Annotated in this window: 24 protein-coding genes and 1 tRNA gene; 6 read left to right on the forward strand and 19 right to left on the reverse strand. The window is 65.5% G+C overall.

Annotated elements, in window-relative coordinates; translation table 11 throughout:
• Positions 1-927: a nitroreductase family protein gene (locus tag C2847_RS10870; RefSeq protein ID WP_164835711.1), complete on the forward strand. Its 927-nt coding sequence runs from the start codon at positions 1-3 to the stop codon at positions 925-927.
• 24 nt (positions 928-951) lie between these two features.
• Here the strand turns inward: C2847_RS10870 and C2847_RS10875 are convergent, their stop codons facing one another.
• On the reverse strand, positions 952-1,770 hold the full coding sequence (locus C2847_RS10875) for a C40 family peptidase (protein ID WP_105318368.1): 819 nt from the start codon (positions 1,768-1,770) through the stop codon (positions 952-954).
• Between the two features lie 66 nt (positions 1,771-1,836).
• On the opposite strand from C2847_RS10875, the gene C2847_RS10880 reads away from it, so the two are divergent.
• Both C2847_RS10880 and C2847_RS10885 read left to right on the forward strand, forming a co-directional pair.
• A tRNA-Trp gene (locus C2847_RS10880) sits at positions 1,837-1,912 on the forward strand.
• A gap of 27 nt (positions 1,913-1,939) precedes the next feature.
• A complete protein-coding gene (locus C2847_RS10885) occupies positions 1,940-2,638 on the forward strand; it encodes an FAD-dependent oxidoreductase (RefSeq protein ID WP_105318369.1) in 699 nt (232 codons plus the stop codon).
• Here the strand turns inward: C2847_RS10885 and C2847_RS10890 are convergent.
• The 12 genes from C2847_RS10890 to C2847_RS10945 form a co-directional block, all read right to left on the reverse strand.
• On the reverse strand, positions 2,522-3,556 hold the full coding sequence (locus C2847_RS10890) for an A/G-specific adenine glycosylase (protein ID WP_128415170.1): 1,035 nt from the start codon (positions 3,554-3,556) through the stop codon (positions 2,522-2,524). The two genes, C2847_RS10885 and C2847_RS10890, sit on opposite strands and share 117 nt — an antisense overlap.
• 2 nt (positions 3,557-3,558) lie before the next feature.
• On the reverse strand, positions 3,559-3,972 hold the full coding sequence (locus tag C2847_RS10895; RefSeq protein WP_105318370.1) for a CoA-binding protein: 414 nt from the start codon (positions 3,970-3,972) through the stop codon (positions 3,559-3,561).
• Entirely contained in the window at positions 3,969-4,814 is an 846-nt protein-coding gene (locus C2847_RS10900; protein WP_105318371.1) for an NAD+ synthase, read from the reverse strand. Before C2847_RS10900 ends, C2847_RS10895 begins: the two co-directional genes overlap by 4 nt.
• Positions 4,811-5,677 (reverse strand): nitrilase-related carbon-nitrogen hydrolase, encoded by an 867-nt coding sequence (locus C2847_RS10905; RefSeq protein ID WP_105318372.1) that lies wholly within the window; start codon positions 5,675-5,677, stop codon positions 4,811-4,813. The genes C2847_RS10900 and C2847_RS10905 overlap by 4 nt, the downstream gene beginning before the upstream one ends.
• 4 nt (positions 5,678-5,681) lie before the next feature.
• A complete protein-coding gene (locus tag C2847_RS10910; RefSeq protein WP_105318373.1) occupies positions 5,682-7,265 on the reverse strand; it encodes a 1,4-alpha-glucan branching protein in 1,584 nt (527 codons plus the stop codon).
• Positions 7,266-7,269: 4 nt separating this feature from the next.
• Positions 7,270-8,079, reverse strand: coding sequence for a [LysW]-aminoadipate kinase (locus tag C2847_RS10915; RefSeq protein ID WP_105318374.1), 810 nt, complete (start codon positions 8,077-8,079; stop codon positions 7,270-7,272).
• Positions 8,080-8,096: 17 nt separating this feature from the next.
• The gene (gene argC / locus C2847_RS10920) at positions 8,097-9,137 is read right to left on the reverse strand and encodes an N-acetyl-gamma-glutamyl-phosphate reductase (protein ID WP_105318375.1); all 1,041 of its coding nucleotides are present in this window, start codon (positions 9,135-9,137) and stop codon (positions 8,097-8,099) included.
• Entirely contained in the window at positions 9,134-9,985 is an 852-nt protein-coding gene (gene lysX / locus C2847_RS10925; RefSeq protein ID WP_105318376.1) for a lysine biosynthesis protein LysX, read from the reverse strand. The genes argC and lysX overlap by 4 nt, the downstream gene beginning before the upstream one ends.
• 89 nt (positions 9,986-10,074) lie before the next feature.
• On the reverse strand, positions 10,075-10,239 hold the full coding sequence (lysW, locus tag C2847_RS10930; protein ID WP_038040644.1) for a lysine biosynthesis protein LysW: 165 nt from the start codon (positions 10,237-10,239) through the stop codon (positions 10,075-10,077).
• Positions 10,233-10,550, reverse strand: a complete 318-nt coding sequence (locus C2847_RS10935; protein ID WP_105318377.1) for a paraquat-inducible protein A — start codon at positions 10,548-10,550, stop codon at positions 10,233-10,235. The genes lysW and C2847_RS10935 overlap by 7 nt, the downstream gene beginning before the upstream one ends.
• Positions 10,551-10,560: 10 nt before the next feature.
• A complete protein-coding gene (locus C2847_RS10940; protein ID WP_105318378.1) occupies positions 10,561-11,052 on the reverse strand; it encodes a LeuD/DmdB family oxidoreductase small subunit in 492 nt (163 codons plus the stop codon).
• The gene (locus tag C2847_RS10945) at positions 11,045-12,310 is read right to left on the reverse strand and encodes a 3-isopropylmalate dehydratase large subunit (RefSeq protein ID WP_105318379.1); all 1,266 of its coding nucleotides are present in this window, start codon (positions 12,308-12,310) and stop codon (positions 11,045-11,047) included. The genes C2847_RS10940 and C2847_RS10945 overlap by 8 nt, the downstream gene beginning before the upstream one ends.
• 239 nt (positions 12,311-12,549) lie before the next feature.
• Here C2847_RS10945 and C2847_RS12355 point away from each other — a divergent pair, with 239 nt between their 5' ends.
• The 3 genes from C2847_RS12355 (at position 12,550) to C2847_RS10960 (ending at position 13,196) form a co-directional block, all read left to right on the forward strand.
• The gene (locus C2847_RS12355) at positions 12,550-12,693 is read left to right on the forward strand and encodes a hypothetical protein (RefSeq protein WP_164835712.1); all 144 of its coding nucleotides are present in this window, start codon (positions 12,550-12,552) and stop codon (positions 12,691-12,693) included.
• 85 nt (positions 12,694-12,778) lie between these two features.
• Positions 12,779-13,000 carry a type II toxin-antitoxin system HicB family antitoxin gene (locus C2847_RS10955; RefSeq protein WP_105318380.1) on the forward strand — a complete coding sequence of 74 codons (222 nt, stop codon included), beginning with the start codon at positions 12,779-12,781 and terminating at the stop codon, positions 12,998-13,000.
• On the forward strand, positions 12,990-13,196 hold the full coding sequence (locus C2847_RS10960) for a type II toxin-antitoxin system HicA family toxin (RefSeq protein WP_105318381.1): 207 nt from the start codon (positions 12,990-12,992) through the stop codon (positions 13,194-13,196). The genes C2847_RS10955 and C2847_RS10960 overlap by 11 nt, the downstream gene beginning before the upstream one ends.
• Positions 13,197-13,198: 2 nt before the next feature.
• On the opposite strand, the gene lysS is transcribed toward C2847_RS10960, so the two are convergent.
• The 6 genes from lysS to rplJ form a co-directional block, all read right to left on the reverse strand.
• Complete coding sequence (lysS, locus tag C2847_RS10965; RefSeq protein ID WP_105318382.1) at positions 13,199-14,329, reverse strand: homocitrate synthase; 1,131 nt, start codon at positions 14,327-14,329, stop codon at positions 13,199-13,201.
• A 143-nt stretch (positions 14,330-14,472) separates the two neighbouring features.
• Positions 14,473-15,264, reverse strand: a complete 792-nt coding sequence (locus C2847_RS10970) for an isoprenyl transferase (RefSeq protein WP_105318383.1) — start codon at positions 15,262-15,264, stop codon at positions 14,473-14,475.
• Between the two features lie 51 nt (positions 15,265-15,315).
• Positions 15,316-16,434, reverse strand: coding sequence for an acyl-CoA dehydrogenase family protein (locus tag C2847_RS10975; RefSeq protein ID WP_105318384.1), 1,119 nt, complete (start codon positions 16,432-16,434; stop codon positions 15,316-15,318).
• A 122-nt stretch (positions 16,435-16,556) separates the two neighbouring features.
• Positions 16,557-17,138, reverse strand: a complete 582-nt coding sequence (locus C2847_RS10980; RefSeq protein WP_208619954.1) for a UbiX family flavin prenyltransferase — start codon at positions 17,136-17,138, stop codon at positions 16,557-16,559.
• An 89-nt stretch (positions 17,139-17,227) separates the two neighbouring features.
• Positions 17,228-17,605 carry a 50S ribosomal protein L7/L12 gene (gene rplL, locus C2847_RS10985; protein ID WP_105318385.1) on the reverse strand — a complete coding sequence of 126 codons (378 nt, stop codon included), beginning with the start codon at positions 17,603-17,605 and terminating at the stop codon, positions 17,228-17,230.
• A 10-nt stretch (positions 17,606-17,615) separates the two neighbouring features.
• The gene (rplJ, locus tag C2847_RS10990; protein ID WP_105318389.1) at positions 17,616-18,137 is read right to left on the reverse strand and encodes a 50S ribosomal protein L10; all 522 of its coding nucleotides are present in this window, start codon (positions 18,135-18,137) and stop codon (positions 17,616-17,618) included.
• Positions 18,138-18,388: the final 251 nt, after the last annotated feature.

Consider the following 18,388-nt stretch of genomic DNA (forward strand, 5'->3'; position numbering starts at 1 on the left):
ATGGCGGTGGACCTTCTTCCCATCCTGGCCCAAAGGCGAAGCGTGCGCCGCTTTAAGCCGGTGCCCATACCCGAGGCAGACTTAGAAAAGCTCCTCTTCGCCCTGCAAAGAGCCCCCACCGACGCCAGCGCCCAACTTTACAACGCCATCCGGATCACGGACCCCGGGCTCAGGAACAAGGTGGCCCAGCTTTCCGGTAACCAGGAGCACATCCGCCAGGCAGCGGAGTTCTTCGTTTTCCTGGCAGACGTCCATCGCCTGGAGAGGCTTCTCGCCCACCGGGGGGAAAGGATGGCCTTCTGGCCCAAAACCGCCTTGCACTTCGCCCTCTTGGATGCAGGGCTTGCTGCCAGCTACCTGGCCCTCACCGCCGAGGCCCTGGGCTACGGGGTCTGCTTCATCGGAGGGGTGCTGAACGGGATGGAGGAGCTCATCAACCTCCTGGAGCTTCCCAGAGGGGTCATCCCCGCGGTGGGCCTGGCGGTGGGGGTTCCCGATGAGGAAGGCCCTCCCAGGCCCCGGCTTCCCAGGAGCCTGGTGGTGCACGAAAACCGGTACCGGCCCTACGGCCCGGAAGACCTCGAGGCCGCCTTCCAGGCCATGGCCCCCTATAGCCGGGTGGGGAACTGGGGAAGGGTTCTGAGGCGGTACTTCGCCCAAGGGGGAACCATGGAGGAGCGGGAAAGACCCTACGGCCGGGCCCTGGCCCGTCAGGGCCTGGATCCCGACCTTCCCCCCGGTACCCCCTTCTACTCCCTGGGTGCCCTGCTGGCGGAGGCCCTGGGGGAAGGCCGGGCCGTCCTTTTCCGACAGGGGGAGGCCTGGCTGGAGCGGGAAACCGAAGCCTTCCGAGGGGAAGGAAACCCGGGGGAGGCCCTCCTCACTGCCCTCAAGAAGGCCCGGGGGGAGATACAGGACTGGCCCTAAGACCCTAGAAGGCTGCCGGTCGGCCTATTTCCTCGCCTCCTGCACCACCCGCCGAGCCCCCCGGTAGGCCTTCTGGTAGAAGGGGGCCTCGAGGCTCTCGATCACCACCCGGCTCCCGTAGCTAGAGGCGTGGGCAAAGACACCCCGGCCCAGGTAGAGGCCCACGTGGTCTATATCCTTTCCCCCGAAGCTGAAGAAGACCAGGTCCCCCGGGCGCAGGGACTCGGCGGCGGGAAAAGCCCGAAACTGTTCCCGGGTGGTGCGGGGTAGGGCTATGCCCAGCTCGGCGTAGACCTGGGCCACAAAGGCTGAGCAGTCCACGGAGGTGGGCGAGTTGGCCCCGTACTTGTAGGGCACCCCCAGGTAGCGGAGGACGATTTTGAGAAGGGGGCTTTCCGGGTCGTAGTCATCCTGAACTTCCTGGGCCTCCTGTGGGGGCTCCCCAGAGGAGGCCGTGGGCGAAGGGGCAGGCTTGACCTCCTCCCCGGAACCGGGTGCTTGGCCAGGGGTCCCGGGAAGCTTGAGGACCCGCCCCACCTTGAGCTCCGAGGAGGAAAGGCCATTCAGGCGCATGAGCTCCTCCACCGTGGTGCCATAGCGCCGGGCCAGGGAGAAGAGGGTGTCCCCCGGGGCCACCACGTGGACCCGCTCCCCCCTCTCCGGAAGCTTCAGCACCTGCCCCGGCTGAATGAGGAAGCTCTCCAACCCGTTCAGGCGCATGAGCTCCTCCACCGTGGTGCCGTAGCGGCGGGCTATGGAAAAAAGGGTGTCCCCAGAGGCCACGGTGTAGGTCTGGGCTGAGGCCAGGGAGAGGAAGAGGGCTAAGACCAGACCGCGGGGCATGGCCCCATTCTATGTCACGCGCCCCTTGGCCTCTGCTTGGGAGTGTGCTACAATCCCTGGAGGCGGGGGCCGTTAGCTCAACTGGCAGAGCACCGGTCTCCAAAACCGGGGGTTGGAGGTTCGAGTCCTTCACGGCCCGCCAAACGGCCCTTCGGGGCCTTTTTTCGTTATGGACGGCTACCAGGTGCTCATCGTGGGGGCGGGCTTTGCGGGCAGCGAGGCCGCCTACCGTTTGGCGCAAAGGGGGGTGCGGGTGGGCCTCCTCACCCAGAGCCTGGACTCGGTGATGATGCCCTTTTTGCCCCCAAAGCCCCCTTTCCCGGAGGGGAGCCTCCTGGCCCAGGTCTACCACCCGGCCGATCCCCGGCTTTGGGCCTTCCACGCCCGGGCCAAGTACCTCCTGGAAAACCAACCCAACCTGCACCTTTTTCAGGCCACCGCTACGGAGCTTCTCCTGGAGGGGAAGAGGGTGGTGGGGGTGGGGACGTGGGAAGGCCCCCCGGCTAGGGCCTTCCACGTAGTGCTAGCGGTGGGAAGCTTTCTCGGGGCCAGGCTCCGCATGGGCGAGGTGGAGGAGGAGGCGGGCCGGCTCTCCGAGGCCAGCTACCCGGACCTCTTCCTCCACCTCCAAGCCCTGGGCTTCCGCTTCCAGAAACGGGAAAGGGAGGTACCCAAAACCCCGGGAACCCCTGGCTACACCGTCAGCTACCACGCCTTCCATCCGGAGGAATGGGAGGAGACTACCTTCCGTCTAACCAGGCTCGAGGGGCTTTACGCCGTGGGCCTTTGCGTGTGGGAAGGGGAATATGCCCTCATGAGCCAAGAAGGCCTGCGCCTGGCGGAGCACCTTCTCCATAAGCTTGGGTAAGGGCTTTTCCCCAGGATCCACAAGCTGTTCCCTTCGGGAAGCCGCCCCCTCTCCATCCCAAGGAGCCACGTACACCCCCACCCGCAGCCTGCGGTGGGTGAGGGTGTGGTGCACCTCCCCGGCGAAGCGGGGATCCACCCCAAAGCTTCGCACCCTCCGGGGAAGTTCCTCCTGGGGAAAGAGGGGCACCCCGTAAAGCCCGGCGAAACGCCCTTCCAGCCTCTCCAGGTAAACCCCTTCCCTCCCCCAAAGGACCAGGGCCGCCAGGGCTTCCTCCCGTACATTTCGCCTCCTGGCCCCTGGGTAACGGCCCGGGTCCGCCCGCCCCTGGCAGAAGGGGGCGACGGGGCACTCCGAGCAAAGGGGCCTCCGGGGTAGGCACACCGTGGCCCCCAGGTCCATGAGGGCTTGGTTCCACTCCCCCGGGGCTTCCCCTTGGGGCAGGAGGCCTTGGGCCAGGTTTCGAAGCAGCCTGGGGGCAGGGTTTTCCAGGGCAAAAACCCGGGAAAGCACCCGTCTCACGTTACCGTCCACCGCCGCTACCCTTTCCCCAAAGGCCAGGGAGGCCACCGCCGCCGCCGTGTACGGACCCAGGCCAGGAAGCTTAAGAAGCTCGGCGTAGCTTCGGGGCAGGGCCTCCACCTCCTGGGCCAGGCGGTGGAGGTGAAGGGCCCGGCGGTAGTAGCCCGCTCCCTGCCAGGCCTTAAGCACCTCCTCCAAGGAAGCCCCCCGCAAGGCCTTCAGGGTAGGAAAGCGGGCAAGGAAGCGGTAGTAGTAGGGGATGGCCTGGGCGGTGCGGGTTTGTTGGAGGAGCACCTCGGCCACCAGGATGCGGTAGGGATCCTTCTCCCCCCGCCAGGGCAGGGAGCGGGGGTTTTCCCGGTACCAGGCGAGCAGAGCTTCCTGAAACTTCTCCATGATCAGTGGACCCCGAAAAGCCTTCGGTGCTCCACCATGAGACAACGATCGGCCACCACGGGAATGCCCGCTTCCTTTAACGCCCCTTCAAAGCCCGGATGGCGGATGCCGGTCTGCAGCCACACCAGGCCCGGCCTCAGGGCCAAGACCTCCGGCAGGTGGGCCAAGAGGGCCTCCGGAGAGCGGAAGACATCCAGGATATCCACGGGCTCGGCGATCCCCTCGAGGCTCGCCACCACCCGCATCCCGAAAAGCTCCTCCCCGGCAAAGCGAGGGTTAACGGGCAGGATGCGGTACCCCTTCTCCCAGAGGTACCGGGGCACGTAGTGGGCGGGGCGGGAAGGATCCTTGTGGGCTCCGAGAACGGCGATGTTCCTGAGCTTTTCCAGATAGGCCTTGAGTTCCAGGTCGGTCATGGCCGGTAGTCCAAGGGCCTCAGGTAAAACTCCCCGATGGCCGTGGAGGAAAGGAGGGCCACGGTGGGAAGGGCCCGCTTCCAGTGGGTGCGGTTTACCCGCTCCTTGACCCGCCCTATTTCCTCCTGGGTGTAGCCCAGGCTCTCTATGTAGGCATCGGGGTAGCCCTTCAGATAATGCTCCAGGATAACATCCGCCCGGAGGTAGCGCACCCCCAGGTCCCCCTCGTCCGTCTGGCCCGGGATGAGATCCGCGGTGGGGACCTTCTCCACCACCGCCTGCGGCACCCCCAGGTGGCGAGCCAGGCCCCAGACCTGGGTCTTGTAGAGGTCCCCCAAGGGGTTCACGGGGGGAGTGTCGTCCCCGTGCCAGGTGAAGTAGCCGAAAAGCCTTTCCGTCTTGTTGCCCGTGCCCAGGGGCAAGGCCTGGTAGGCCTGGGATTTGTCAAAGAGCACCATCATCCGCGCCCGGGCCATGAGGTTGCCCTTGCGGTGGGGGGTGAGGTCCGGGGTCATGGCGGCATAGCCCTCCACCATAGGGGTAATGTCCACCTCCTCCAGGTCCACCCCGAAGGTTTCCGCCACCAGGTAGGCGTGCTCCCGGGAAAGGGGGCTGGAGTCCCGGTGGGGAAGGAAAAGGGCATGGACCTGCTTTCGCCCCAGGGCCCGCACCGCCAGGGCCAAGGTGGTGGCGGAGTCCACCCCTCCGGATACCGCCACGACGGCCTTCTCGTAGCCTCGCCAGGCCAGCTCCTCCCGGATAAAGCGGGTGAGGAAGTCCGCCACCAGGGGCCAGTTGAGCTCCAGGCTTTCCTGGGCTTTGGGCGCCTGAACGATCCTCATTCTCCCCCCTTTCCAAGAACCCTCTCCAGGTCCGGGAGAAGAAGGGGAAGGGCCGCCTCGAGGTCCGAAAGCAGAGGGCTATCGTAGCGCACCGGGGGAATGCGCCCGGGGTCCAGGTCGAAGAGCAAAGCCGCCTCCTCAAAGAGGGGGGCCTCGGCTAGAATCCGCCCTTCAGGCCCCACCGCCAGGCTTCCCCCGCTCATCCCCTTCCCCCCCTCAAACCCCACCAGGCTGGAGAGCACCACGTACACCCCGTGCTCCGCCGCCACCGCCCGGGCCAGGGTTCGCCAGCGCTCCACGTTCTCCGGGCGTTCCCCCTGGAAGCCCCTGGCCGGGCTTGCCGCCGGTACGTAGATGGCCTCCGCCCCATCCAAGGCGGCGATGGCCGCGGTGATGGAGTGCCAGAAGTCCTCGCAGATGAGAATGGCCACCCGGCCGAAACGGGTGTTAAAGGCCTCCACCCGCCTGCCCCGGGCCAGGTAGCGCTCCTCGTCAAAAACCCCGTAGGTGGGCAGGAAGACCTTGCGGTGTACGTGAACGACGCGGTGGGGAAGCTCGAGGTATGCGGCGCTGTTGTAATAGGCTCCCTCATCCCGCTCATAAAAGCCCACCACCACGTCCAAAAGCCCCTCCCACCCCACGGCCCGGTGCACCCCTGAAAGGAGCTCCAAAAGCTCGTGGCGGGTCAGGGCCAACTCCCGCACCCCTCCCTGCAGGAAATATCCGGTCAGGGCGGCCTCGGGAAGGACCACCACCTCGGGGGTATGGGGACGGAGGGCCTCGAGGCGCTCCGCCAAGCGGGCCAGGTTCTCCTTAACCCTGGCCTTCTCCGGACGAAACTGCAAGACGGCGTGCCGGATCACGGATCTAGCCTACACCCCCATGAACCGTAGCGCTGGGCTCCAGGTAAAGCCTGGGGTCCGCCTCCGGGAAGGGGTTATCCCGCTCCTCCAAGGCCTTAAGCTCCTCGGGGGAAACCCCTCGGAGGAGCTGAAAGAAGGCCTCGGCATGCCCCCGGTAGCGTTCCTTGGCGTACCCCACCGCCTGGGCGGTATCGATGAGGAAGGGCCAGTCGGAGGCCTCGAGGAGCAAGAGCTCCCGCATGGCCTGCTGGAGCACCCTGGGGGGCAGGTTGCCGTGGCGCACCGCCTCCCGCATGGCCCCTTCCGCCCGGTACACCGTGCGCCAATAGTCCAGGGTGGCCTCGTTGAGCCAGACCCGGTGGTCCCCGCCCCGACCCCAGGAACCCTCGGGCAAGGCGGAGCGCATCGCCTTGCCCTGGACCGCCTCCTTCGCCGTCACCGCCTGCACCCCCCTCCTTTGGGCCAGAAGCCTCAACACCTCCTCCAACCAGGCTACCCCCTCGTACCACCAGTGGCCGAAGAGCTCGGCGTCGTAGGGGGCCAGGATCACCCCATCCGGGTGCTCCCGGGAGAGCCGCTCCACCAAATCCACGAAGTGAACGGCATGCTCCTTCACCTTGAGAAAGGCCGCCTCGGGATCGTAGGGCGCCTTGGCGGAGAGGTCCGCCTGGCGGTGGGTCACCCGCCAGTGGTGGAGGCCGGAGATGGGGTCCTTGCGGTGGAACTCCCGGTAAAGCCCCTCCCCCGGGTAGCCGTAGTCGGCGCTCCAGACCTGCAAGGAGGTCTCCAGGTTGCGGGCCAAAACCCTCAGGCCCGACTCCAGTTCGTGGACATAGTAGGTGGCCTCAGCGCTTTCCACCGGGCCCAAGGAGGCCTCCCCGTAAGGAGTAAGGGGCCTCCCCCCTTGGACCAGGTGGGCGTCCACGAAGGTGTAGCGGATCCCGGCCCGCATGAGGAGCTCGTCCACCCCTGGCCTGACCCTTTCCGGAGCCCCCTCCACAGGGGGCTTCCAGGGGCCCCTGGGCCGGTAGGCCATCTCGGGAAGCCAGTAGCCCGTGGGATCCTTGGCGAAGTAGCGGCGGTAGGTGATCACCCCGGTTTTGATCTGGGCCCAAAGGGCCTCGTCGTACCCCAGAAGGGGGGAGTAGCCGTGGGTGGCACTGGAGGTGAGAAGCTCCACCTGGCCCCGGTCCTGGGCCTTGCGGAAGGCGGAAAGGAGGTCCCCCTTCAGGTGGTGGAAGTGGTCCAGGGTGAGCTCCCAGAAGGCCACCTGGTGGCGGGCGCTGGCCTCGAGGTCCGTCCCCTGGTAGCGCAGGTAGTCCCTCTGGGCCCTCTCCAGGCGGTCCTTGGCGTAGGCCCAGAAACCTTCCTTAACCTTGGCGTCGGCCAGCTGCTCCGCCAGGATGGGGGTGATGCCCAGGGTGAAACGGGTCTCCACGCCCTCGAGGTGGAGCCTTTCCAGGGCTCTCACCAAGGGAAGGTAGGTTTCCGCTATGGCCTCGTAGAGGGTTTCCTCCCCAAAGGGCCACATCCCGTGGGAGCGCACATAGGGAAGGTGGGCGTGGAGGACCAGGGCAAAGCGGGCCATGGTTCTAGCGTACCACGGTGCCCTCCCCCGCCAGGGCCCGCTTTATGGGGTTTTCCACCCGGGCATCGGCAAAAACCACCCGCTTCACCCCCCCCTTCACCGCCTCCACCGCCCCCATCACCTTCCGCTTCATCCGCCCCTGGGCCAGGGAAAGGTACTCGGGGTCCTCCACCCTATCCACGGGGATTTCCCGCACCAGGCTGGCCTCATCGGGGTAGCGGGCCAGAAGACCCGGCACGTTGGAGAGGTACACCAGGGCCTCCGCCTGGTAGACGGTGGCGAGAAGGGCCGCCACCTGGTCCCCGTCGGTATTGATGGCCTCCCCCTCGTAGCTGATGGCGGGAGGGGTGATAACCGGCAGGTACCCCGCCCCCAGGAGGAGGTCCAGAAGGGCCCGGTTCACCCGTTCCACGGTGCCCGTGTAGTCCCCGCGGTGGATCTTCACCTTACCGTCTTCCACGTACTTCACCGCGGCCTTCCTGCGCCCCTCTAGAAGCCTTCCATCCACCCCGGAAAGCCCCACGGCGTTGACCCCCTCCTTCTGCAGGAGTTCCACCAGGCGCTTGTTGGCAAGGCCGCAGTACACCATGAGGAAGATGTCCAGGGTCTTCTTGTCCGTAAGACGGCTCACCTGCCCCCCGGGGTGGGTGAGGAAGCGGGGCGGGTGGCCCAAGGCCTCCGCCACCTGGTTGGTGAGGGCGCTTCCCCCGTGCACCAAAAGAAGCCTCACCCCCTCCTTCCACAAAGCGGCGGCGTCCTTGGCCACTGCCTCGTAGTTGATGCCCTCGGCACCCCCTACCTTGACCACGATCACGGCAACCCCCCTTGCACCTACGGGTGCAGCCCCGGGAAATCCAGGCCCAGGGTCTCGGGCCAGCCCATGCGGAGGTTTAGGGATTGCAGGGCATGCCCGGCGGTGCCCTTCACCAGGTTGTCGATGGCCACCATGACCACCAGGCGCCCGGTGTCTTCCTCCAGCTCAAAGCCGATGTCCGCATAGTTGGTGCCCTGGACGAAGCGGGGGTCGGGATAGCGGTGGATGCCCTTTTTCTGCTTGACGATGCGGATGAAAGGCTCACCCCCATAGGCCTCCCGGTACGCCTGCCAAACATCCCGCTCGCTCCAGCCATCCTGCAAAAAGGCCTGGGCGGTCATGAGGATGCCCCGCACCCGGTCGGTGGCGATGGCGGTGAGGTGCACCTCGGGCCTTCCCGGGAGGTTCTCCACCACCTCGGCGGTGTGGCGGTGGCCCGTGGGCTTGTAGACCCGGATGGAGCCGGCCCGCTCGGGATGGTGGCTGGCAGGGCTGGGCTCAGCCCCCGCCGCCGAGGTGGAGATGAGGAGGGTGACGAAAACGGGACCGGGCTTGAGCACGCCCCCGCGGAAGAGGGGGTAGAGCCCGAGGAGGGTGGCGGTGGCGTTGCACCCGGCCCCTGCCATCCAGTCCGCTTCTTTAAGCCTCTCCCGGTAAAGCTCGGGCAGGGCGTAGACAAACCGGCCGAGAAGCTCGGGCCTGGGATGCTCCCCGTAGTACTTGCGGTAGAGGTCCAGGTCCTTAAGGCGGAAGTCCGCGGAAAGGTCGATGAGGATGGGGGCTAGATCCGCATAGCGCTCAAACTCCTGGGCGAAGACCCCGTGGGGCAGGGAAAGCACCAGGATGTCGGCGGGCTCCAGTTTCTCCGGGGGGATGAACTTCAGGTTCGTTCTCCCCCTCAGGTTGGGATGGACGAAGGCCACGGGCTCACCGGCGAAGCGCCTCGAGGTCACCTGCTTCACCTCGAGGTGAGGGTGGGAAAGGGCCAGGCGCAAGAACTCCCCCCCCGCGTACCCCGAGGCCCCCACGATGGACAAGGTCTTTTTCGCGGCGCTCATGAAGCCGTCCCCCCTTGCTCCCATGTGTACCGGAGGATCTCCCCCGGGATGTCCACCCCCGTGGTGTGCACGGAGTTCTTGAACTCCATGGTGTGGTTCACCTCGTTCACCAAAAGGCCCCGCTCGGACTCAAAGAGGTCGATGGCCACCACCCCGCCCCCCACCGCCTGGGCCGCCTTCACCGAAAGCTCGGCGATCTCGGGAGTAACAGGGCAGTTTTCCGCCTGTCCCCCCCGGGCGGTGTTGGTGATCCAGTGCTGGCTCCTCCGGTAAATGGCGGCGATGGCCCTATCCCCCACCACGAAGACCCGTATGTCCCGCCCGGGCTTCCTCACGTACTCCTGCAGGTAAAGGAGCTGGTGCTGAAACCCCCCCAGGACCTCCTTGTGCTCCAGGATGGCCTCGGCGGCCTCCCGGTCGGTGATCTTGGCGAGAAGCCTTCCCCAGCTCCCGATCACCGGCTTCAGCACCACGGGATAGCCCCATTCCTCCATAAGCTTCAGGGCCTCCTCCGCCTCGGTGAGGAGGGCGGTTCTGGGCTGGGGCAGGCCATGGCGCTCCAGGGCCACGCTGGTGGCCCACTTGTCCCCGCAGGTTTCCATGACCTCCGGCCGGTTCACCACGGGGATGCCCAAGGCGGTGAGGTAACGGGCCACAGCCAGGCCCCGGCTCTGGCTCACGCACCGCTCCAGGGCCACCGTGACCCCTTCCAGCTCCTTGGGCCTCTCCCCCAGGACCATGCGCAAGGCGGGAACGTAGACCTTCTTGTAGGGAATGCCCAGGGCCTCAGCCCTTTCAAAGAGCATCTTCTCGTCGGGGCGGATGCGGTCGTACAGGATGGCCAGCATGGCGATGGCTCTTCCCCCTTTCAGGAACCCCCGGACCAGGCTGAAGCCCGGCCCGGGGCCTCGAGGCTCCCTACCCTAAGGGGATGGCCTCACTCTCCCCAGTCCTCCGCCTCCTCCGGGGCGGGCTCCAGGCGAAGGGGGTCCAGCCCCACCACCTCCAGCTCCGCACCGCAGTCCTCGCAAACCAAAAGCTCTCCCAGCTCCGGGTTCTCCAGAGTCAGCTCCGCACCGCATTCAGGGCAAGTGGCTACCATTCCTCGTCCTCCTCGTCCACTTCACTCCAGTCAGGGACGAACCGGAAGCCGCATTCCGGGCACTCCACCTCTTGGCCTTGATCCTCCTCGGATACCTCAAAGGTGTAGCCGCAACGGGGGCAGTCCACGAAGAAGGCCTCGAGGCCCTCCTCCGTCACCTCCACCTCTAGGGGATCCAAGGAGACCACCTCCAAAAAGGCGCCGCAGGCTTCGCACTCCAGCACGTCCCCTACCTCCAGGGTCTCCATGTCCTCGGCCAGCACCACGCTGACCTCGCCGCACACCGGGCAGGCGATCTCCAGGTCCTCCATAAACCCCAGTCTACTCCCCCGGGAAGCGGCCGTGCTTCTTGTAGTAGTCCAAAAGGGAACCCTCCCTCAAAGCCTCCAAGAGGAAGGGCGGCGGGGGGCGAAGGGCAAAGCGCTCCCCTCCCCGCACCAGAACCCCCGTTTCCAGATCCAGCTCCACCCTATCCCCGTCCTCTAGCGCATCCACCACCTCCTCCGACTCAAAGGGAATGATCCCCAGGTTCACCAGGTTGCGGAAGAAGATGCGGGCGTAGCTCTTGGCGATGATCACCTGGATGCCCAGCTTGCGCAGGGCCTCCGGGGCGTACTCCCGGCTACTGCCAAGCCCGGCATTCCTTCCGAAAACCAGGATGTCCCCGGGTTTCACCTCCTTGGCAAACTCGGGCCGCAGGTGGGCGAAGGCGAAGGTGTGGAACCGGTCCTCCCCCACCATGAAAGGAGCGTACTTGCCGGGAAGGATGTCATCCGTGTTGATGTGGTCGCCAAACTTCCAAACCCTAGACATGGGCTTCCTCCTGAGGCAAAGAGGCTAGGTCCTCGGGGGTGGCGATATACCCGGCCACCGCGCTGGCCGCCGCCACACGGGGGCTTGCCAGGTAGATCTCGGCATCGGGAGCCCCCATCCGCCCCCGGAAGTTGCGGTTGCTGGTGGACACGCACACCTCTCCCGGGGCCAAAACCCCCATGTGCCGCCCCATGCAAGGACCGCATCCAGGGGTGCCGATGGTGGCCCCGGCCTCCAGCAGGGTGAGCAGGGTGCCATCCCGGGTGGCCTCCTCCAAAACCTGGGAGCTTGCGGGAATCACCAAAAGGCGCACCCCGGGGGCCACCTTCTTCCCCTTTAACACCTCGGCGGCGGCCCTCAGGTCCTCTATGCGCCCGTTGGTGCAGGTGCCGATGAACACCTGGTCCACCCGCTTGCCCCGGACGGCAGCCACCTCCTGCACGTTGTCCACGTAGAAGGGTACGGAAACCCTGGGGGAAAGGGTGGAAAGGTCGATCTCCACCTCCCGCACGTACCGGGCGTCGGGGTCGGGGTAGAGCCAGTCAGGCACCCGGTAAAGGTCCAGGATCTCCCCCGAGGGCACCACCAGCCCCGCCTTGGCCCCCGCCTCCACGGTGAGGTTGGCCAGGGTCATGCGCTCACCCCGCCCTAGGGCCTCGGCCCCGTCCTGGAGGTGGATCTCTACCGCCATGTAGGTGGCCCCCTCGGCGGTGAGAAGGCGCACCATCTCCAAAGCGGCATCCTTGGCGGTAACCCCCTTAGGAAGCCCCCCCCGGAAGACCACCTTGACGCTTTCCGGCACCCTGAACCAAGTACGGCCGCTGGCGGCGGCCAGGGCGATATCCGTGGCCCCCATGCCCGTGCCGAAGGCCCCCACCGCCCCGTAGGTGGTGGAGTGGGAGTCCGAACCCACCACGATCCACCCCGGCTGGGCCAGGCCCTCCTCGATGAGCACCTGGTGGCACACGCCTCTTCCCACGTCAAAGACCCGGATGCCGTGCTTCCTTCCCCATTCCCGGATCTCCTTCTGGGCCTTGGCCACCTCCAGGTTCGCCGCCGGGGCCACATGGTCGATGACGATGGAAACCCTTTCCGGGTACCGGGGGGTGGCCTCCAGGTAGGCCAGGCGCTTGAAAAAGCTCCCGGCGATGGAGTCCACCACCATCACCTGGTCCACTTCCACCACCACCAGCTCCCCGGCCCGCACCTCTCTTCCCGCCTTCCTGGAAAGTATCTTTTCCGCCAAGGTCATGCCCATGCCCGCCTCCTATACAGGAGATATGAAGCGCTACCGGATCCGGGCCTATCCCGACCCTGAAGAACCTGGGGTCTGGCTGGCCGAGGTCCCCGCGGTATACGGGGTGCGCTAAGACGGGGATAGCCGTGAAGAGGCCATCCGCAATGTGCAAGAAGCCCTCGAGGCCATGCTGGAAGCCTTGAAGGCCAAAGGCCTTCCCATCCCCGAGGCCGAGGAGGAATGGGTAGAGGTGCGAGTGGATGCCGCCTAGACCCGAGAAGGTCCTTATCCGCCCCGATGGCCGGCGCACGGTAGTCCCCTTTCACCGCAGGGAACTTAAGGGGGACACCTTCCTTGGCCTCCTTAAGGGCGTAGGCCTCACGGCGGAGTTCCAAAACCTTTAGCCTCATGCCCTGATCCACCCCCTGAGAATCCGGTCCAGCTCCTCGAGGGTGAGCTGGCTCTGGATTGCCCCCCTATACTGGGGGTATGACCTACACCGCCCTCGTCTATGAGGACCCAGAAACCCCGGGCATCTGGATCGCCGATTTTCCCGCCATTCCCGAAGCCCATTCCTTTGGCCGAACCCCCGAGGAAGCCTTGGCCCATGCCAAAGAAGCCTTGGAGTTGGTACTGGCCTACCTGAAGGAAACAGGCCGCCCTCTTCCCCCAGATGTCCGCACGGTGCAGGTGGGGGTAGATGCCGCCTAGACCTGAGGAAGTAGCCAGAAAGCTTCGGCGCCTGGGGTTTGCGGAGCGCATGACCAGAGGGGGGCACCGGCTTTACGCCCATCCCGATGGCCGGATCGTGGTGATTCCCTTCCATAGCGGAGAGCTTCCCAAGGGCACCTTCAAAAAGATCCTGAAGCAAGCCGGCCTCACGGAGGAGGAGTTCCAGAACCTTTAGCCTCATGCCGTGATCCACTCCCTTAAGATTCGGTCCAGCTCCTCCAAGGTAAGCTGACCCTTATCCGCCAGGGCCTTGATGTGCTGGGTGATGCGGGCTAGCTCCTCCTCCCCGTAGTGGAGGCCAAGCTCCTCCGCCCGCGCCTTTATGGCATGCCGGCCCGTGAGCTTGGAGGCGATGATGAGCTTGCGCTTCACCCCAAAGACCTCCGGCGGATAGGGCTCGTAGGACTCGGGGTTGATGTAGATGGCCTTGAGGTGCATCCCCGCCTTGTGGCTGAAGGCCGTTTCCCCGGTGATGTAGTTGTTGAAGGGAATCTCTACCCCCACCATCCGGGCCACCATGCGGTCCAGCTCGGGAAGCATCTCCAGCTTGTACTTCCGGCGCACGTATTCGGGTTGCAGGGTGTACATGCGGGCCAGAAAGCCCCCTAAAGGGGTGATCCCGTTCCGCTCCCCGATCCCCAGGATGGTGGTGTCCACATGGGTGGCCCCCGCCTCTATGGCCTCAAAGGCGTTGGCGACGGCGCAGCCCGTGTCATTGTGCCCGTGGAACTCTATGTCCACATGCGGGCCCACCACCCGCCTTACCTCCCGCACCAGGGCATAGACCTGCCTGGGGGTGGCGATGCCCACGGTATCCGCCAGACCCACCCGGTCCACATAGGGGGCGATGGCCTGGTAAATCTCCAAAAGGTCGTGCTCATCGGAGCGGAAGGTGTCCTCGGCGGAGAAGCGCACCTCCACGTGGGGGGCCTTCTCGCGGATGTAGCCAATGACCTCCCGGGCCTCCTCGATGATCCGGGGGATGTCCCGTCCGTGGGCGGCCCTGAGGTACTTGCTGGTACCGAAAAGGAGGTCTATGCCCTGCACCCCGGTTTCCACCGCCACCTTGGCCGCATCCAGCCGGGTCTGGATATGAGTCACCACCTTGGCCCTGAGGCCCAAGGAGGCCAGGACCTCCGCATCCTTCCGGGACTGGGGGGAGGCCATGGGGGTGGTCACCTCGATGTACTCCACGCCGAACTCGTCCAGGGCCTTGGCGATCTCGATCTTGTCCTGGGTGGAAAAGTTGGCCCTTTCAAACTGCTCCCCTTCCCTTAAGGTGGAATCGATAATCTTCCATTCCCGCATGCGCTCCTCCCCAAAAAGAAAACCGGCCCAAACTCGGGCCGGGGGAGAAGGAACCCTCTGGGGCTACCCTACCCCCCGGCGGCCGAGTTTTTTCTCAAGGGCCAGCATCTTGCCTGTAAGGGTATACGAAACCCTCCTTTTTGTCAACGCCCAAACCGCCTTTCGCGGGCCTGGTAGCTCCTGAGAGCCCTCAAGAAGTCAATCTTCCGGAACTCCGGCCAGAGCACATCGGCGAAGTAGAACTCGGAGTAAGCCGACTGCCAAAGGAGGAAGCCGGAAAGCCGGATCTCCCCCGAGGTGCGGATGATGAAGTCGGGGTCGGGAAGGCCTGCGGTGTAGAGGTGACGGGCGATGTCCTCGGGGGTAAGCCTTTCCGCAAGTTCCTTGGGGGAAAGGCCTCTTTCCCAAGCCTCCAGAAGAAGTCTTTTCACCGCGTCCACGATCTCCTCCCGCCCCCCGTAACCCAAGGCGATGTTCAGCACCATGCCCTGGTGGCGCTGGGTCTTGGCCTCGAGGCGCTCCAGCGCCCTCAGCACCTCCTCGGAGAATCCCTCCCGCCGCCCGATGAAGCGCACCCTCACCTGGTGCTCCAGGATGCGGTGGTCCTCCGCCATCCTTTCCGCCTCCCGCACGAAAAGGCGCATGAGCTCCTCCACCTCCTCGGGGGGGCGCCTGAAGTTGTCCGTGGAAAAGACCCAGACCGTCACGGTTTTAATGCCCATCTCCAGGCACCATTCCAGGACCTCGTAGGCCTTCTGGACCCCGAACTCGTGCCCCTTCACGGGGGATAACCCCAAGGCCCTGGCGTAGCGCCGGTTCCCGTCCAGGATGAGGCCCAGGTGCTTGGGAACTGGGCCTCCTTTCACCTCCTTAAGGAGGCGCTTTTCGTAAAGCCAGTAGAGGGGCCGGGAGAGGAAAAGGAGGCGGCGGACCATACCCTTTCCACCCTAAGGCGGGAGGATGAGAAAGGGAAGGGCCTAGGCAGGCTACCGGTAAAGCTCCCGGGCAATGATGTGGCGCTGGATCTCCGAGGTGCCCTCGTAGATCTCCGTCACCTTGGCGTCCCGGTAGTAGCGCTCCACCCGGTAGTCCCGGTGGTAGCCGTAGCCCCCCAGGACCTGCACCGCCTCCCGGGTCACCTCCACCGCCACGCTGCTGGCGAAGAGCTTGGCGGTGCTGGCCTCGAGGGTGAACCGCTCCCCGGAGTCCTTTTTCCTGGCGGCCTCCAGCACCAAGGCCCGGGCGGCGGCGATTTTCACGTGCATGTCGGCAATCTTGAAGGCGATGGCCTGGTGCTCCCTTAGCCTCTTGCCGAACTGCTCCCTTTGGTCCGCGTAGGCCTTGGCGATCTCAAAGGCCCCCCGGGCGATGCCCACCGCCTGGGCCGCCACCCCAATGCGCCCCGAGTCCAGGCCCGCCAGGGCATAGGCCAAGCCCCTTCCCTCCTCACCCAGTAGGTTTTCCTCGGGCACGAAAACCCCCTCGAGGCGCACCTCGGCGGTATGGGCGGCGTGGAGGCCCATCTTCGCCTCCGGGGGGCCGAAGGAAAGGCCAGGGGTATCCTTCTCCACCAGGAAGGCGCTGATGCCCTTTTCGCCCCTGGCCATGACCACGTAGAGGTGGGCCTGGCCTGCGGAGGTGATCCAGCTTTTGGTGCCGTTCAGCACATAGCCCCCGGGCACCCTCCTGGCCTCCGTGCGAATGCCGGCAGCATCGGAACCCGCCTGGGGCTCGGTGAGGCAGAAGGCCCCGATCCACTCCCCCCGGGCCAAAGGAACCAGATACCGGCGCTTTTGCGCCTCGGTGCCGAAGCGAAGAAGCATGTACTGGGGAAGGCCGCTGGTCACCGAAAGGACCACGGCCACGCTGGGATCGGCGGCGGCGATCTCCTCGAGGGCCAGGGCCCAGGTGACGGAGTCCAGGCCCACGCCCCCCCATTCCTCCGGGGTGGTCATGCCCAAAAAGCCCAGCTCGGCCAGGGCCTTCAGCTGGGGCCAGGGGTATTCCCCCGTGCGGTCGTACTCCGGGGCCAGGGGGTAAAGAACCTCCTTGGCCACCTGGCGCACGGTGTCCAGCACCAGTTTCTGCTCGGAAGTGAGGGTCATCAGGAATATCGTATCACCGCATCTGCGTAAAAAAGCGTCACGTATGGGGAAGGCTAGGAGCGGACAAGAGGGAGGTCTGGCCTGGAAAAAGCCCCCCACCTGGGCGCAAAGCCCTCCGGCCCTCAGGAAGAAGCTTCACCCCAGCGGGGAGCCCGCTCGGCGCTCAAACCCAGGTGGTCCAGGATGCGCTGGGTGATGAAGCCCAAAAGGTCCCGGATCTCCCTGGGCCGGTGGTAGAAGCCGGGGCTTGCCGGCAGGATCAAGGCCCCGGCCTCCGCCGCCTGCACCATGGCCCTAAGGGTGGGAAGGGGCAGAGGAGCCTCCCGGGGCACCAGGATCAGGGGGCGCCGCTCCTTCAGGTGCACGTAGGCTGCCCGGGTGAGGAGAGTATCCGCCAGGCCCAGGGCGATCTTGCTAAGGGTGGTGGCGGAACAGGGCACCACCACCATGCCCTGGGTACGGAAGGAACCCGAGGCAATGGGGGCACCGAGGTCGCCGTCCTTGTACACCCGGCCGGCCAAGGGGTAGAGGTCCTTCGGGCTTAGGCCCATCTCCTCCCACAAGACCCGCTTGGCCCCCTGGCTTAAGACCAGGTGCACCTCGGCAAGGCCCTGTAGGGTTTCCAAAAGGTCCAGGGTATAGGGCATGCCGCTAGCCCCCGTCAACCCCACCACCACCCGGGGAAGATCCGCCATGGCTCCCATGGTATCCCCAATCCCAAAGCCTTCCCATAGCCCCATAAGCAAAACCCCAGACCCAAAGGGCCTGGGGGGCACCCCGTGGAAGCGGAGGGTTACTTGAGCTCCACCACCGCGCCCACGGCCTCGAGCTTCTTCTTGATCTCCTCGGCCTCGGCCTTGGGGATGCCCTCCTTGACGGGACCGCCCTTCTCCGCCAGGTCCTTGGCCTCCTTGAGGCCCAGGCCGGTGATGGCGCGAAGCTCCTTGATGACCTCCAGCTTCTTGGCCCCGGCGTCCTTGAGGATCACGTCAAACTCCGTCTTCTCCTCCACGGGAGCCGCAGCCTGGGCCGCAGCAGGAGCCGCCGCCACCGCCACCGGAGCCGCCGCCGTCACGCCCCAGGTCTCCTTGAGCACGTCGATGAGCTGCTTGAGTTCCAAAACCGTAGCCTGAGAAAGCTCTTCCTTAATGCGTTCGATGTCCAAAGCCATCTTCCACCTCCTATGCCGCCTTCTTCTCCGCGTACGCCTCCAGGATGCCTACCAGCTCGCGGGCCACGCCGCCCAGGACCCCCACCAGTTCCGCCATGGGCGCCTGCAAAACGCCCAAAAGCTCTGCCCTGAGTTCATCCATGGTGGGAAGCCCCGCCAGGGCCACCACGTCCTTGGCCAAAAGCACCTGGCCCTGCAAAAGCCCGCCCTTGGCCTCAGGGATGCCCTTGGGGTTCTTCTTGGCGAACTCCGAAAGGGCCTTGGCCGCCGCCACCGGGTCCCGGTAAAAGACCACGGCGCTCGGGCCCTCTAGGCCATCCAGCTCGGGCAGGCCAAGCTCCTTGAGGGCAATGCGGATCAGGGTGTTCTTGGCCACGAAGAGCCTAGCCCCCTTCTCCTTTAGGGCCTGGCGCAGGGCATGGGTTTCCTTGGCGGAAAGCCCCTGGTAGTTCACCAGGAAGAAGGAGCCATGGGCCCGCTCAAGGTTTTCCTTGAGGGCGGCAAGAAGCTCAACGTTACGCTTATTGGGCACGCCTTCCTCCCTTTGGGGCAGGGGAACCCCAGCCAACTTTTCGGGCTTCTCGAGAAACGCTCCCCCTGCAAGCGCCTCGGCGGGATGTTTAAGGCCTTAAGCCCCCCGCTGTCTTTGGCCTGGGCGCTGCTTGCGCCCGGGGTGCCATAGGAAAGTGTAAAGGGCAAAGGGCCAGGGGTCAAGCCAGTGTATTCGGCCACCACATTTGAGACACCTTGGGGAACCGACTCCCTCCGTATCTTAGCCAAGAA

The organism is Thermus tenuipuniceus (assembly GCF_002964845.1).
In the GTDB taxonomy this organism is placed as follows: domain Bacteria; phylum Deinococcota; class Deinococci; order Deinococcales; family Thermaceae; genus Thermus; species Thermus tenuipuniceus.

Excerpts from the sequence above, each read along its gene's own strand:
- C2847_RS10895 (WP_105318370.1), bottom strand. The coding sequence starts at position 3,972 with ATGACCGACCTGGAACTCAAGGCCTATCTGGAAAAGCTCAGGAACATC.
- C2847_RS10935 (WP_105318377.1), bottom strand. The coding sequence starts at position 10,550 with ATGGAGGACCTGGAGATCGCCTGCCCGGTGTGCGGCGAGGTCAGCGTG.
- C2847_RS10970 (WP_105318383.1), bottom strand. The coding sequence starts at position 15,264 with ATGGTCCGCCGCCTCCTTTTCCTCTCCCGGCCCCTCTACTGGCTTTAC.
- C2847_RS10940 (WP_105318378.1), bottom strand. The coding sequence starts at position 11,052 with ATGTCTAGGGTTTGGAAGTTTGGCGACCACATCAACACGGATGACATC.
- C2847_RS10900 (WP_105318371.1), bottom strand. The coding sequence starts at position 4,814 with ATGAGGATCGTTCAGGCGCCCAAAGCCCAGGAAAGCCTGGAGCTCAAC.
- C2847_RS10960 (WP_105318381.1), top strand. The coding sequence starts at position 12,990 with ATGCCGCCTAGACCTGAGGAAGTAGCCAGAAAGCTTCGGCGCCTGGGG.
- argC (WP_105318375.1), bottom strand. The coding sequence starts at position 9,137 with ATGAGCGCCGCGAAAAAGACCTTGTCCATCGTGGGGGCCTCGGGGTAC.
- lysX (WP_105318376.1), bottom strand. The coding sequence starts at position 9,985 with ATGCTGGCCATCCTGTACGACCGCATCCGCCCCGACGAGAAGATGCTC.
- C2847_RS10870 (WP_164835711.1), top strand. The coding sequence starts at position 1 with ATGGCGGTGGACCTTCTTCCCATCCTGGCCCAAAGGCGAAGCGTGCGC.
- C2847_RS10890 (WP_128415170.1), bottom strand. The coding sequence starts at position 3,556 with ATGGAGAAGTTTCAGGAAGCTCTGCTCGCCTGGTACCGGGAAAACCCC.
- C2847_RS10875 (WP_105318368.1), bottom strand. The coding sequence starts at position 1,770 with ATGCCCCGCGGTCTGGTCTTAGCCCTCTTCCTCTCCCTGGCCTCAGCC.
- lysS (WP_105318382.1), bottom strand. The coding sequence starts at position 14,329 with ATGCGGGAATGGAAGATTATCGATTCCACCTTAAGGGAAGGGGAGCAG.
- rplL (WP_105318385.1), bottom strand. The coding sequence starts at position 17,605 with ATGGCTTTGGACATCGAACGCATTAAGGAAGAGCTTTCTCAGGCTACG.
- C2847_RS10975 (WP_105318384.1), bottom strand. The coding sequence starts at position 16,434 with ATGACCCTCACTTCCGAGCAGAAACTGGTGCTGGACACCGTGCGCCAG.
- C2847_RS10885 (WP_105318369.1), top strand. The coding sequence starts at position 1,940 with ATGGACGGCTACCAGGTGCTCATCGTGGGGGCGGGCTTTGCGGGCAGC.
- C2847_RS12355 (WP_164835712.1), top strand. The coding sequence starts at position 12,550 with ATGCCGCCTAGACCCGAGAAGGTCCTTATCCGCCCCGATGGCCGGCGC.
- C2847_RS10910 (WP_105318373.1), bottom strand. The coding sequence starts at position 7,265 with ATGGCCCGCTTTGCCCTGGTCCTCCACGCCCACCTTCCCTATGTGCGC.
- C2847_RS10955 (WP_105318380.1), top strand. The coding sequence starts at position 12,779 with ATGACCTACACCGCCCTCGTCTATGAGGACCCAGAAACCCCGGGCATC.
- C2847_RS10945 (WP_105318379.1), bottom strand. The coding sequence starts at position 12,310 with ATGGGCATGACCTTGGCGGAAAAGATACTTTCCAGGAAGGCGGGAAGA.
- lysW (WP_038040644.1), bottom strand. The coding sequence starts at position 10,239 with ATGGTAGCCACTTGCCCTGAATGCGGTGCGGAGCTGACTCTGGAGAAC.
- C2847_RS10980 (WP_208619954.1), bottom strand. The coding sequence starts at position 17,138 with ATGGGAGCCATGGCGGATCTTCCCCGGGTGGTGGTGGGGTTGACGGGG.